This is a genomic window from Thermosynechococcus sp. QS41, from assembly GCF_031583515.1.
Classification (GTDB): domain Bacteria; phylum Cyanobacteriota; class Cyanobacteriia; order Thermosynechococcales; family Thermosynechococcaceae; genus Thermosynechococcus.
In genome coordinates, this window is sequence record NZ_CP134181.1 from 2251987 (window position 1) to 2265891 (window position 13905).

Annotated in this window: 13 protein-coding genes; 2 read left to right on the plus strand and 11 right to left on the minus strand. The window is 54.1% G+C overall.

Annotation, left to right across the window (positions count from 1 at the left end; translation table 11 throughout):
• Positions 1-2: 2 nt before the first annotated feature.
• From RHJ80_RS11085 to RHJ80_RS11115, 7 genes are all read right to left on the minus strand, one after another.
• On the minus strand, positions 3-584 hold the full coding sequence (locus RHJ80_RS11085; RefSeq protein ID WP_310800998.1) for a DUF1997 domain-containing protein: 582 nt from the start codon (positions 582-584) through the stop codon (positions 3-5).
• 72 nt (positions 585-656) lie between these two features.
• A complete protein-coding gene (locus tag RHJ80_RS11090) occupies positions 657-2300 on the minus strand; it encodes an iron ABC transporter permease (protein WP_310800999.1) in 1644 nt (547 codons plus the stop codon).
• A 53-nt stretch (positions 2301-2353) separates the two neighbouring features.
• The gene (gene nadC, locus RHJ80_RS11095) at positions 2354-3220 is read right to left on the minus strand and encodes a carboxylating nicotinate-nucleotide diphosphorylase (protein ID WP_206200214.1); all 867 of its coding nucleotides are present in this window, start codon (positions 3218-3220) and stop codon (positions 2354-2356) included.
• Positions 3210-4229: an anthranilate phosphoribosyltransferase gene (gene trpD / locus RHJ80_RS11100; protein WP_302678320.1), complete on the minus strand. Its 1020-nt coding sequence runs from the start codon at positions 4227-4229 to the stop codon at positions 3210-3212. Before trpD ends, nadC begins: the two co-directional genes overlap by 11 nt.
• A gap of 38 nt (positions 4230-4267) precedes the next feature.
• Positions 4268-4621 carry a hypothetical protein gene (locus tag RHJ80_RS11105; RefSeq protein ID WP_310453513.1) on the minus strand — a complete coding sequence of 118 codons (354 nt, stop codon included), beginning with the start codon at positions 4619-4621 and terminating at the stop codon, positions 4268-4270.
• A gap of 96 nt (positions 4622-4717) precedes the next feature.
• Positions 4718-6214: a cobyric acid synthase gene (locus tag RHJ80_RS11110; RefSeq protein ID WP_310801000.1), complete on the minus strand. Its 1497-nt coding sequence runs from the start codon at positions 6212-6214 to the stop codon at positions 4718-4720.
• Positions 6214-7893 carry an alpha/beta fold hydrolase gene (locus tag RHJ80_RS11115; RefSeq protein ID WP_310801001.1) on the minus strand — a complete coding sequence of 560 codons (1680 nt, stop codon included), beginning with the start codon at positions 7891-7893 and terminating at the stop codon, positions 6214-6216. Before RHJ80_RS11115 ends, RHJ80_RS11110 begins: the two co-directional genes overlap by 1 nt.
• A 370-nt stretch (positions 7894-8263) precedes the next feature.
• Here RHJ80_RS11115 and RHJ80_RS11120 point away from each other — a divergent pair, with 370 nt between their 5' ends.
• On the plus strand, positions 8264-9013 hold the full coding sequence (locus RHJ80_RS11120) for a DUF928 domain-containing protein (RefSeq protein ID WP_310801002.1): 750 nt from the start codon (positions 8264-8266) through the stop codon (positions 9011-9013).
• Here the strand turns inward: RHJ80_RS11120 and RHJ80_RS11125 are convergent.
• The 3 genes from RHJ80_RS11125 to RHJ80_RS11135 form a co-directional block, all read right to left on the minus strand.
• A complete protein-coding gene (locus RHJ80_RS11125; protein WP_310453514.1) occupies positions 9005-9853 on the minus strand; it encodes a fatty acid desaturase in 849 nt (282 codons plus the stop codon). The genes RHJ80_RS11120 and RHJ80_RS11125 overlap by 9 nt on opposite strands.
• 107 nt (positions 9854-9960) lie before the next feature.
• Positions 9961-11343: an oxygen-independent coproporphyrinogen III oxidase gene (hemN, locus tag RHJ80_RS11130; protein WP_302678321.1), complete on the minus strand. Its 1383-nt coding sequence runs from the start codon at positions 11341-11343 to the stop codon at positions 9961-9963.
• A 38-nt stretch (positions 11344-11381) separates the two neighbouring features.
• A complete protein-coding gene (locus tag RHJ80_RS11135; RefSeq protein ID WP_310801003.1) occupies positions 11382-12113 on the minus strand; it encodes a biliverdin-producing heme oxygenase in 732 nt (243 codons plus the stop codon).
• 274 nt (positions 12114-12387) lie between these two features.
• Between RHJ80_RS11135 and acsF the strand changes: the two genes are divergently transcribed.
• A complete protein-coding gene (acsF, locus tag RHJ80_RS11140) occupies positions 12388-13452 on the plus strand; it encodes a magnesium-protoporphyrin IX monomethyl ester (oxidative) cyclase (protein WP_310801004.1) in 1065 nt (354 codons plus the stop codon).
• Between the two features lie 2 nt (positions 13453-13454).
• Here acsF and RHJ80_RS11145 read toward each other — a convergent pair whose 3' ends face one another.
• Positions 13455-13757 (minus strand): DUF3181 family protein, encoded by a 303-nt coding sequence (locus RHJ80_RS11145; RefSeq protein ID WP_149819480.1) that lies wholly within the window; start codon positions 13755-13757, stop codon positions 13455-13457.
• Between the last annotated feature and the right edge of the window lie 148 nt (positions 13758-13905).

Consider the following 13905-nt stretch of genomic DNA (forward strand, 5'->3'; position numbering starts at 1 on the left):
TTTTAGCTGGAACTGACAGGGACAGGCGTGAGCCAATCGCCACTGCCATTGGTTTCCACTTCCGTGAGCCAGCGTTGATAATCGGCGACAAGGTGTTGACTGAGGCGTTGTTTAATCGTTAACAGAACGCTCTTGAGTAAGCCATTGCCGGTGGCTTCGAGAATCGGGCGCGGTGTGAGATCCAAAGGCGGCGGAATATCCACGCCCACCTGCAAGTCAGCTAGACCAATCAAATCGGTACCGCTAGCCGTTGCTTGGGGAGACAAATAGCCTTGGAGCGCAAGGTGAAAGCGGCGATTAATGTAGTCCACGCCGCGAATTTCACAGCTGAGGGAGCGCAATTGTAAAGAGCCATCGCTATTAGCATGGACAGCCAGATCCACCGTGGGCTGCAAGCTGACCATGAGAAAGTTAAGGGGACGCATCTTGAGGCGAAAGCGATCGCTACCCAAAAATTCCACCCGTGTTGGGTCAGTCAGGGCATACACCAGCCGCTGGGGTTGGCGCAGGTAGTGCTGCAGAAGGGCCGTGGGCGTTGCAATACTGAGGCGCACAGATTGGCTGGCCTTAAATTCTAAGTACATAGCACACCTAGCGAACGTTGTTTCTAATGTAACGAATTATTAAGAAGATTGGTAAACGGTAAACCGAACTCCCTAATCTGCCCAGCGGGTTTGCCGTCCCAGCCAAATGACCGGAATGAGACCGACGACCACCAAGGCCAAAGCACTTAAGGCGGCTTCGGGAAGTCGCTCATCAGAGGCAAAGCGGTAAACCTGTATGGCTAGGGTATCAAAGTTAAAGGGGCGAATCACCAATGTTGCAGGCAATTCCTTCATCACATCGACAAAGACCATCAGGGCAGCGGTAAAAAGGCCGGGCACCATCAGCGGCAAGTGAACCGTGCGCAGAATATTCCAGGGCGATCGCCCCAATGTCCGCGCCACCTCATCCAAGGACGGACGAATCTTCACTAGGCTGGCCTCCACACTGCCCAAGGAAACCGCCAAAAAGCGTACCAAGTAGGCATAGATCAGGGCTGTGATTGTGCCACTGAGAATCAAGCCCACTTCCACCCCCCACAGGTGCTCAGTGACATCATTAATGACGTTATCTAGCCACCCCAAGGGCATGAGAATCCCCACCGCAATCACCGTACCGGGAATGGCATAGCCCATCGCCGCAATCTGTGTTCCCCAACGCACCCAAACCGTTGGCAGCAAGCGATGCCCATAGGCCAAGAGCAGGGCAATGCCCACCGCCAAAACCGCAGAGAGGGTGGCCAAAATCAAGCTGTGGCTGGCGTGTTCTAAAAATTCACGGCTGAGGTGCAGTTGTTGGTAGCTGATGGCCAAGTAGAGGAGCAACCCGCCGGGGAGTAGAAGACCAAAGAACACCGGTAGGGCACAGGCCAGCCAAGCCAAAGCCGCTCGCCAGCCTTTGAGCACGTAGGGAATGGGGCGATCGCTCCCGCGATTGTAATAGCGTGCCTTGCCCCGAGACCATTTCTCCACGAGCAGCAGGGCAAAAACAATCACCACCAAAACAGCTGCCAACTGAGCTGAGGCCACGCGATTGCCCATGCCAAACCATGTGCGATAGATGCCTGTGGTAAAGGTATCCACGCCAAAGTACTGCACAGTACCAAAATCATTCAGGGTTTCCATGAGCGCTAGGCTGGTGCCGGCAGCAATGGCTGGCCGAGCAAGGGGCAACGCCACCGTCCAAAAACTGCGCCAAGGCCCACAGCCAAGGGAACGACTGGCCTCTAAGCTACAGGTGGCCTGCTCCAAAAAGGCTACCCGCGCCAAGAGAAAGACATAGGGATAGAGAACGAGGGTGAGCATGGCGATCGCCCCGCCAAGGGAGCGGATATTGGGAAACCAGTAGTCACCGTAGCCCCAGCCCGTCAGCTCCCGTAGCCACCCCTGAATCGGACCTTCAAAGGCAAAAAACTCCGTATAGGTATAGGCCAAAACATAGGCGGGTGCTGCCAAGGGGGTTAACAGTAGCCATTGCCACCAGCGCACCCCCCAAAACTGACAGTTGGTGACCAGCCAGGCAGTACTGACACCAATGACAATCACCCCTGCTCCCACCCCCAACATTAGCCAGAGGGAGTTGAGTAAATAGTCGGGTAAAACGGTTGTGGCCAAATGGTGCCAAGTGTCACCCGTATTCACAAAGAGTTGACTGAGAATGACCAAAATCGGTACCGCAATGACCACTGCAATCAGTGACACCACTAACTCCCAAGGTTTGAGCTGCACCAACTGCGGCATTCTCATGGATTTCAACATTGGGCAACCTCCCAAAATAGGTACTGACGTTGTGGGCAAGAGGTAGAGAGGACTCAAAGAATGGTCAAACTAAAGTCTAGCCAAGGGGATCGCGTGATTATCGCACTCGTAGAAATGTAGTCCACCCCTGTCAAGGCCACTGCTCGCAAGGTTTCTAGGGTGATATTGCCAGAGGCCTCAATTTTAGTGTGGGGGGCTGCGGCGCGGATCATCGCCACGGCTTGGGTCATCTCTGGAATCGGCATATTGTCGAGCATGATCACCTCTACCCCCAAGGAGAGGGCTTCGCGCACCTGCTCTAGGCTCTCAGTTTCCACCTCAATGGCCAAGGGAAAGGGACTGGATTGGCGGACTTGTTCAACCGCAGCCGTGATGCCCCCCGCTGCCACAATGTGGTTATCCTTAATCATAATTGCATCGTCAAGGCCAAAGCGATGGTTGACACCGCCCCCCACCGCCACTGCATATTTTTCTAACAGGCGCAGTCCGGGCGTTGTTTTGCGGGTATCGACGAGTTGCGTTGGCAAGTCAGCAATTTGCTGGGCGTAGGTACGGGTGAGGGTGGCAATGCCACTGAGGCGCATCAGGCAATTGAGAGCCAGCCGTTCACCTAGGAGTAAGGTTTCTAGGGGAGCTTCAATGCGAGCAACAATTGTCGGCGCCTCACAAAGGGTGCCCTCGGCCTGCTCGTAGGTAAACACTACTGCTGCTGTCAGGCGTTGGAACACCCGCTCCACAATGGGCAGACCGGCAATCACTCCCTGACTTTTGAGACGAATATGGGCTTTTCCTTGGCGATCTTGGAGATGCAGGGCTTGGGTGGTGCGATCGCCCCGACCGATGTCCTCCTGTAACCATTGATCCAAGAGGGGATCCAAGACACACCACGGCGGCAAATAGGCAGACCCCCTAGGACTCATTGGAGAGCGTCACCAATGTCTGTAACTTGTCCCATGCGGCGCCACTGGCCAGAATCGCCTTTGCCCGATCCACCCCTTCCCACCAATCTTGAACGACTGCTGCCACGTAGAGAGCTAAGGCGGCATTGAGCGCCACCACATCCTGCTGAGCCGTTGTGCCTTTGCCCTGCAGAACTTGGGTAAGAATCTCGGCATTGGTCTGGACATCTCCTCCAGCCAGATCCCTCAGGGGGGCACTGGCGAGTCCCAAGGCTTGGGGATCAAGGACTTCTTGGCGCAGCGATTCCTCAGGGCTACTAAACATGACAAGATCGGTCATATTGCCGAGGGTGGCTTCATCCACTCCTTCGCGACCATAGAGGACAATCCCGCGTTGGCGTCCGAGACGTTGGAGGGCGCCGGCCATGGCTTCAAGATAGCGATCGCTAAAGACACCAATCACCTGCCCTGTGGGGTGGAGCGGATTCACCAAAGGACCGAGGAGATTAAAGACGGTGCGAATTTTCAGGGTACGGCGCAGGGGAGCCACGGCTTTCATGGCGGGATGCCAACCGGGGGCAAAGAGAAACGTAATCCCCACTTCCTTGAGCAAAAAGGCGGGATCGCTGTGGGCAAGATTGATCCCAAGGCACTCAAGGACATCCGCTGAACCGACGCGGCTAGAGACGGAACGATTGCCGTGCTTAGCCACTTTGACACCGGCTGCTGCGACAACAAAGGCAACCGCTGTGGAGATATTAAAGGTACCCGCGCGATCGCCCCCGGTGCCGCAGGTATCAATGAGGGGTTCGGCTAAATTTAGCGGTGCAGCGGCGGACTGCGCCAGCAATACCTTGGCCATACCCGTGAGTTCCTCAACCGTCAGCCCCTTGAACTGTAATGCCGTGAGAATGGCACCGGCGAGGGCATCGGGAATTTCTGCTGCCAGCCATCCTTGCATTAACTGGGTGGCCTGCTCTTGCGTCAGGGCTTGGCGATCGAGGAGTTGTTGGAGCAGGTCAGACCACATTGAACCTTAATTGAACCTTGGAGGAGACGAATCGAGGGTTAATTGAGTTGTTGCTGGCGCTGGCGTGCCTGCCAATAGTGCATCGGTAAGCAAAGCAGCGAAGAGGTGGTGAGCAAAAAGGCCAAGAGTGCGGTGATTTTGCACATTTGACCTAAATCAGTGCCTTCTAATGGTACAGCGATTTGCAGACCCCGCGCACCACAATAGACGAGCCAATAGACAAAGATCATGCGCCAGAGGGTTTCACCATAGGCCTCTTGGGGGGAATACTCCCGCAGGGGACATTGTTTTTCCTCTTGATAAGCTGTGTACAAGAGCCAGCTTAAGCCACTCAGGGCGGCGATCGCTGAAACAATTAAGGTTCCCACTGACCAAGAAGCAGCCACTGTCATTGTCCTTTTGCACTCCCTATCATCAGCACATCGTTCCTCAGTCTAGGGGAGTCATTTGCAAGGGATGACAATTGCTAACAATTTGAAATTTTTACATCAACATAATTTACAAATGCTCTCTAGGTTCAGGTGAGCCATCACGGCTTCTGTAAGTTGATCCAGTACAACAGTCCGTTGCTCGGCATAGTGGGGAATGGCTGTGGGTAGGGGGGGTAATTGCCGGCGCGATCGCAACCCATTTAGCCAATGGCGACGCCAAGCACCATTTTCCAATAGCCCATGCAGGTAGGTGCCCCAAAGCGTGCCCGCCGTGTTAACAAGGCCGAGTTCTGAGGCAGAAAAAAGGGGCTGCCAACCGTTGAGATCGCCTGTGTATTCACTTTGGCCTTGGTGAATTTCATAGCCCACGATCGGCTCAGGACCGGGGAAATAAATGGATTGGGTTTGTTGTTGCTGGGTACATTTGCTTACCCCCAATTGCGTGTGCAGCGGCATGAGTCCCAGTCCTTTATAGGTGCCGGGGCAGCCCTCTAAGCCCAGAGGATCGCTGATGGTGGTACCCAAAATCTGCCACCCACCGCAAATACCGAGAATGGTTCCCCCTTGGGCAGCGTAGGCTTGTAGTTGCGCTGCCATCCCCGTTTGCTGTAGGACGTGGAGATCAGCAATCGTCGTTTTCGTCCCCGGCAGGATCACGGCATCGGGTTGCCCCAAGGGACGATGGGGGGGTAGAAACTCAAGGGAGACACTGGGTTCCGCCAGCAGGGGATCGACATCGGTGAAGTTGGCAATACGCGGTAGTCGAATGACTGTAATTTTCAAGTCTGCCCCTTGGCGTTGGGGACGCGGATCCCATAGATCAAGGGAATCTTCGGCAGCGTAGTGGCGCTCGAGCCAGGGAATCACCCCTAACACCGGTACTCCTGTGGTCTCCTCTAGCCATTGCACACCACTGTCAAGGAGCGATCGCTGGCCACGAAATTTATTAATGACAATCCCCTGAATGAGCGATCGCTCAGCAGGATCAAGAAGCATCAATGTCCCGACAATGTGGGCAAAGACGCCCCCCCGATCAATATCCGCCACAAGGATCGTCGGTGCCCCAAGATACGTCGCCACCCGCATATTGGTGAGATCGCGGTGCTTGAGATTAATTTCTGCGGGTGACCCTGCACCTTCACACACAATCCAGTCAAAGCGTTGTCGCAGATCCGCCAAGGCCTCGGTAATCGCCTGCCAACCCCGCTCAAAATAGTCCCGATAGTAGTCTGCTGCTTGGGTGACCCCCGCCACCTGCCCCTTGAGAATCACTTGGGAGGTCATGTTGCCTTGGGGCTTGAGGAGAATCGGGTTCATCGCCACTTCGGGTTCTATCCCTGCCGCCCAGGCCTGCATTGCTTGGGCATAGCCAATTTCACCGCCCTCACGGGTGACGTAAGCATTCAAGGCCATATTCTGTCCCTTAAAGGGAGTGACACGGTAGCCCTGCTGCGCCAGCCAACGACAAATCACCGCTGTGAGGAGAGATTTACCGGCATGGGAGCTGGTTCCCACTACCATCAGGGATTTAGCATTCACAGTCGAGTTGATCATTACTTCGCTGCCTGTGGAACCTTTTCCAACAGTTCTGGGGCTAGGGATTGGGTCAGGTTCAGGCCATGGGTGGGCGAACTCAACGCCATTGCTGCGGCCGGTGTCAGCCATTGCCGTGCCTGTTCATCCCCTAGAAGGTGCAAGCGTAAAAAGGCTAAGCTCAATCCTCGCAGATAGGTGCGCGATCGCGGGGGCATGGCACCGACAAGGGACTGGGGCACAGGCAGCACCGGTTCATTTTGACCCGCCTCACCAATGGTTGAAAAATGGGTGGCATCGTCTATCAACACCAAGTAGCGATCGGGCGTCGTCAGCCATGTAAAGGGATAAATTTGCTCCTCGACCGCTGGGGCGATCGGATCGTCACTGGCAGCCACAAACATAACGGGAATTTTCAACTGCCTCAAGGATTCAGGACTAAAGACAGCACTGGTAATCGGGTTAACAGCAATCACCGCTTGCACACGGGGATCCTGTAGGGAATAGACCTTTGGTGGTAATGCTTGCGCTTGGCATTGGAGCAGCAGTGACACATTAAACGAGTCGAGAACACTTCTTGTGCAATGTCGCCGCAGTTGTTGAAAATCCAACGGTGCCCCCGCGAGGGCGAGAGCCGTGTAGCCGCCAAAGGACTGACCAATCATTGCCACCCGCTCCAAATCTAGCCGCCCTGCCCAAGGATAGAGTTGCTCAGGAAATGTCCCTAAACGATTGAGGACAAACGTGACATCGAGGGGGCGATCCAGAAATTCTTGAGCCGCCACCCTAGGAGTGACATGGCCTATGGCAAAGGACAGCAACTGACGGGTGGAGCTGCCCACATGCTCTAGGGCAATGACGGCAAACCCATGGGAGGCCAGATGTTGACACAAATAGCGATAACTGTAGCGATTGGCTCCCAATCCATGGGAAATGATGACCACTGAAACCCGCTGTCCCGCAGGAACGATGGGTAGATAGAGATCCGCTGCAATGGGGCGGGAATGTCCCGTCAACTGCAACCGCCGAGGCGATGCATCCACTGCTGTCCAAGGCATCTCGAGCCACCGCCAAGGCCCCGGTTGGGGCAGTGATTGCACACTGGCAGGAATAGATTCTGGCTGATTTGCGATCGCCTGTTGACGAACAACATCCAGAATTGTCTCTGTTTCGCGGATTGTATGCTGGAAGTTTTTGAGAATCGCGAGTCCTTCCTTGAGATCAAAGCGGATACTGGGGGAGGGGTAATGGCGCATCACACTCAACGCGGTCAGACCCTTGGGATCAGTGGCAGCGAGAATCAGGGCGGATCGCAGGGCACGGGCGTTTTCTTGGCGGCTTTGGGTTTCGAGAATTCGGCCCGCTTGCACCATCAATTCTTGACCAAGGGGGGAATACAGGAGTTGGGCAACAGCCACCGGCGAGAGGCGCAGCCGTTCTTGTAAGGCCAACCGCAATTGCTGCTGATGCACAGGCGGCAATAACCGTAAATAGCTGGCGAGTTCTGGGGAGGCTTGGCCAGTGGTAGCAAAGCGTTCTAAATCAGCAATGGGGAGCGATCGCTCGAAGGGGCCATAGCGAAAAATAATTCGTTCTGCTGCCGTTGCCGACAGCCCCCTTGATCCCACCAAAAAGATGCTGAGACCCGCCACAACACTGAGGGGGGGCAAGAGAAACCACTTAAGGGAGAGAGTGTTCACAGCGAGGAGTCACGCAACACCACTAGATCAAGAAATTTAGAAAAGTAGTGGGAACAGCGCTCAGCGCAAAAATTCTATAGGTACTTTCCAGTATAGAGATAGCCCTTTGCTAATATGCCTGCTGCTGACATCATGCCCGCGCCACTTCGGAACTGCTAGGGTGCTGTCCTCGTCTTGAAAACTACTCAGGTTGTGAGCCAGCGCAATACCAGTACGTGATGGACATCATCACCATCTCGTTGGCGCTATCACCCCGCAGCCCACACCCAACTCCTATGGTAGTAGTGTGGCAGGTAGGGAAATGACCAAAGATTAACGATAAGCCCCCCTAACACTTCCCGCTACCGCTTTTCATTAAGGATCTTGACCTATGAAACGCCCTATTTTCACGTCACTGCGATATTTCGTTCCTTGGAGCTTGGCCGTACTCATCCTCAATGCGGGTCTGAGTTGGGCGGGATTTACGCCCCCCAAAAACCTATCCCGGCCGGGGAATCGGGAGGGGGCAGCCACCCGCGGCGTCTGTAGAGTGCAAACAGCGGCGAACGAACCGGATTTAATCGCCCTAGTACCAGCAAGTAATATTGGTTTAACGGCAGCCAATCGTCCCACGTTTTACTGGTATTTACCCGCCAATAATTACCAAGCTCTGGAGTTTGCCCTCTTTCAGAACCTTGCCGACGGGACGCAGGTGCAAATTTACAAGCAGCAGTTTCCGATGGCCAATCGCCCGCGCCTAGACAGTATTACGTTGGCGGGTGACGTACCGCCCCTACAGGAGGGGGTGGACTACCGCTGGACGGTGAGTCTCATTTGCAATCCCCGAGATCCTGATCCATCACAGATTCGCTTTGTGGAAGGCTGGGTACGGCGGGTAACACTACCAAGGATCCCGAACAAGCAACTGCCCCAGGTCAGTCCTGTAGAACGCTATAACCTGCTGGCTAGCCATGGCCTGTGGTACGATGCCCTCGAGACATTGGTCAAACTGCGGCAGCAACAGCCAACTGACCCCAAGGTGAATGCCCTGTGGACAGAGTTAATGACCGCTGAGGAGGTTGGCCTCGATCGCCTGAGCAATTTGGCGATCGCCCACCGCAGCCGGCGCAATTTACGGTAACTTAGACAGGGCGGTGGAGGGGGGCAACTGTACCTTGGAGGCAAGCCCCAGTCCTTGGAGTGTGCGAATCACCCACCAAGTGGGATCCACTTCCCACCAGTACCAGCCGGCCTTGGCCACGTGGGGATAGGCATGGTGGTTATTGTGCCAACCTTCGCCGTAGGTGAGGAGGGCTGCCCACCAAAGATTGCGAGAGTTATCATCGGTCTCAAAGCGACGATAGCCCCACTTGTGGGTGGCGGAGTTAATCAACCACGTGCTGTGCCAGAGGAAGACCGCCCGCACAAACATCCCCCACAGCAGCCATGACCAACCCCCAAGGCCATAGAGGAGCAAAGCAAGGGGCACTTGCAGCAGCAAAAAGTAGCGATCCAGCCAGCGGTAAAAGGGATGCCGCACCAAGTCTGGGGCAAAGCGGGCATACTCCTCAGCCTCAAAAAATTGGTGATGGGGATAGACCAGCCAGAGCATATGGCTCCACCAAAAGCCCCGCCGCGCTGAGTAAGGATCTTTGACTTCATCTTCGGTGTGGGCATGGTGCAAGCGGTGACCGGCCACCCAAAAAATGGGACCTCCCTGCATGGCCAAGGCACCCAAAACAGCAATGATGTATTCCAACCACTGGGGCACTTGAAAACTGCGGTGACTCAGGAGGCGATGGTATCCCAAGCAAATGCCGATGCTGCCAAAGAGCCAGTGGAGAAAGATGGTGACCGCCAAGGCTGACCAAGAAAAAAAGAAGAGAGCAACCGCGGCCAAGACATGAACCGTCGTTAAAAAAAGCACAAAGGCCCAATTGAGGCGGGCAGTTTCAGGTTGGAGTTCTAGGGATGATGACATGGGCACTCCTCAACACCGTGTGCAGATTTAGACGCAAGTTGAAATCAAGTTGTAATCTAGAGAATCTGAGCCACCAAGACAATCCTCAGGGCAATCCTCGGCTGAGCCTAAATGGCCTTAGAAAATGTCTTACCAGATTTGTGTTGCAGGTAGGTATCAAAGACGGCAGCCACATTGCGGATGAGGAGTCGGCCTACGGGGGTGACCTCTAGGCGATCGCGCCCTAAATGAATCAGGCCATCGGCAGCCAAGTCCTGGAGTGCGGCCAACTCTGGAGCAAAGTAGGCATCAAAGTCCAGCTGGAACTGGCGAGCGATCGCCCCCTTGTCCAAGGTAAATTGGCACATCAGTGCCATGATGATGGTGCGGCGCAGCAGATCCTCAGGGCGCAGTTGAATCCCGCGTTCTGTAGCCAATTGCCCCGCCGCAATGTCACTAAAGTAGGTGGCTAGATGCTTCTGATTTTGGGCATAGGCCTCCTGCAACATGCTAATTGAGGTCAGACCAAAGCCAATCAAATCTGCAGGGGGCAGGATCGTATAGCCCTGAAAGTTGCGTTTGAGCGTTCCTGCTGCTTGGGCGATCGCCAGCTCATCCGTGGGCTTGGCAAAGTGATCCATGCCAATGTACTGATAACCTTGGCTAGTTAGCGTTTCAATGACCCGCTGCAAAATGGCCAGTTTGGTCGTGCCATCGGGTAGGGTAGCAGGGTCAATTCGCTTTTGGATGGGTTTCAAATTGGGAAGATAGGCAAAGTTAAAGACCGCAATGCGATCGGGGTCAAGGCGCACTGTTTTGGCAATTGTGGTTTCAAAAGATTGCACCGTTTGAAAAGGCAGGCCGTAGATCAGGTCAATGTTGACACTCTCAAACTCAGCAGCGCGGATCCACTCCATCACTTGAAAGAGCCACGCCTCCGGCTGCACCCGATTGACAGCCAGCTGAACTTGAGGATCAAAGTCTTGCACACCAAAGCTAATGCGGTTGAAGCCCAGATCGCGCAAGCGAAAGAGATACTCGCGGTCGATATAGCGGGGATTGACCTCAATGGAAATTTCGGCATCGTTGGCAAATTCAAAGTGGTGGGTGAGCGTCCGCCACAGGGATTCCACTTGGTCAATGGTGAGATAGTTGGGGGTACCGCCGCCCCAATGCATTTGAATCACTGGACGAGTGCGATCCAGCCGTGCCGCCACTTGGGCAATTTCCTCTGCTAAGGCATCCAAGTAGGTTTTGGCAATCGTTTGGCTTTGGGTGACGATGACATTGCAGCCGCAAAAATAGCAGGCGGTTTGGCAAAAGGGAATATGCACGTATAGGGACAGAGGCAGATGCCCTGCGTTACTCCGCAGCAGTTCCCGCTGGAAACAATGGCTATCAAAGTCAGCAGTAAACTCGGCAGCCGTGGGATAGCTGGTATAGCGGGGCAAGGGGCGATCGTATTTTTGCAGCAATGCCCCATCAAATTGAATTGGCTGAACCACACTCATGGATGTTTGCAAGCTCCTAACAAGATCAACAGTGGGCCTTAAACGGCAACAGCTTCAGGACGGGATTGCTCCCGCCGACTGGGCTGATTCTCAATCACCACGGACTGCCACATCTGATCGCCAATGGTGGCTTTTAGCTCTGACTCTAGGGCGTGCATGAGGTGGCAGTTGAGGGTAAAGGCAAAGTTGGCTTCCTTGACAATGCGGGCGATCGCGACCTCATCGAGGCTGAGGCTATCCAAGGTTTCCCGATACCGCTGCTTAAAGGCTTTCTTGTCTTCTGGGGTCGGCAGGGCTGGAAACTCGTAAAAGGCGGTGCCCTTGCCTGCGGGGAGCGCTAACTGGGAACGCACAATTTTACTCAGAGCTTGTCCCCCAGAGAGATCCCCCATATAGCGGGTGTAGGAATGGGCAATGAGCAACAGAGGATCACTTTGGGCGAGGTCATGAATGCGACTGAGGTAAACGCGAGTGGCTGTGAGGGGGGTAATCTGATCGCGCCAATTGTCGCCGTAGTAGAAGGCCAAGTCTTCGGCCAGTTGGCCACTGCGGTTCAGTTCGGGAAAATACATCGCCCGCAGGCGATCGCCCGTAGCACTGGCTAAGGCAGCTTCGAGGTCGGTGTACACAAAGTAGAGATTGGCCAAGAACTGGCGGAAGAGGCTCGGCGTAATCAACCCGCGGACAAAACATTTCATGAAGGCGGTGTGTTCGGCCAAGGTGTGAGCCTCAGCAGTTCCTTCCCGCAGCGCAAGGGAGAGCACGGTCATACCTGTAACTCCTGAAATCAATTTTTAACAATCTTTTTTGAGATGAGTTCATCCTGCCAACGGCGAATGGCCGTGGGCTGAATAGGGGCAGAAAGGCAAACTAAGGGTGAGTATTACTTTTTGACCATATGGGTGTCAAGTGAAACTTCAAAAAACATTACAAAACTGCCTACTTTTGCAAAATCGTCAAGACGGTTATTGACCGTCCTGAGGGATATAGTATAGTAAAACGGTATGACCTACATAGGTTTAGTTCTATAGGAGTGAAAGGCTTATGGTGGCGATCGCCCCCAATCCCGATGCGAGTCAGAGCGTTAAAACCATTCGTGAAAACCTTTTAACCCCCCGCTTTTACACAACAGATTTTGAACACGCAGCAAAACTTGACCTGAGTCGCCAGCAGGAACAACTCGAAGCAATGTTGGCGGAAATGCGGGCAGACTACAACCGCCATCACTTTGTCCGCGACGACGCCTTCAAAGGCACATGGGACACCTTGGATGCAGAGACCCACAAAGCCTTTATTGATTACCTTGAGCGCTCCTGTGTCTCTGAGTTTTCAGGGTTTTTGCTCTTTAAGGAACTCTCGCGCAAGCTGAAGAATCGCAACCCCCTCTTGGCGGAAATCTTTCACCTCATGGCACGGGATGAAGCGCGGCACGCAGGGTTTCTCAACAAGGCAATGATGGATTTTGGCCATGGCATGGACTTGGGCTATCTCTCTAAGGCGCGCACCTACACGTTTTTCCCCCTGCCATGGGTGCTCTACACCGTCTATCTATCGGAGAAAATTGGCTACTGGCGCTACATCATCATCTACCGTCACCTAGAAAAGCACCCCGAACATTCCTTCTATCCCCTCTTTAACTACTTTGAAAGTTGGTGCCAAGACGAAAACCGCCACGGCGATATTTTCAAGGCCTTGATCCACTCCCAACCCCAATTGATTCAAGGCTGGGGTGCCAAACTATGGATGCGCTTTTTCCTGCTGACGGTGTTTGCCACCCATACGCTGACGGTGCATGAGCGTGCCAAATTCTATGAAGCCCTTGGCCTTGATGCCACGGAATTCGATCGCGAGGTCATTGCCAAAACCAATGAGACGGCCGCTCGCACCTTCTCGGTGGTGCTCAATGTCGATCACCCTGACTTTTATCCGCGGCTGCAACGCTGTGTCGAAATCCATAAAAAACTCCAAGCCATTGAAGCCAGCAAGCAACCCAAGTGGCTGAAGGCCTTGCGGAAGCTTCCTCACCAGTTGGCGATCGCCGGCCACCTGTTACGCCTGTATCTCTTGCCCCCCGTCAATGCCCAACAGGAATGGGGCACCGTGCACTAGGGCTAAAGCTCCTCTTGGCGAAAACGGTTGAGCAGTTCTACCAGCAGCTCTTGGTTGGCCTTGGGAATCAGGCGATCGAGGGAAAGGGACTGCTGACCCCCGCCAAGGGGAACTGAAACCTCTTGCAAGACACTCGTGACCTGTGCCGAATTAACCTCCCCCTGCTCTAGGAGGGGCAAAAAGGCTTCGGCGAGGGGGGTTGCCAGCTTGGCATCAGCGAGATACAGATGCCATTTGGCCACATCCATATAGATATCACGGCCAATTTCAGCCGCAAGACGTTCAATTAAGGGGGTACGACTCATTTAGATCACCGCTTTTTCATTCACTCTATTTGTACCAGTCAAGGGGGGCGATCGCTAAAACAGACCGATCATGGGATAGTAATCGGGAAAACACCTGTGGACAAGGATCAGGCTCACCCATAGAAGGCTAATCATTAATTTTTGTTAA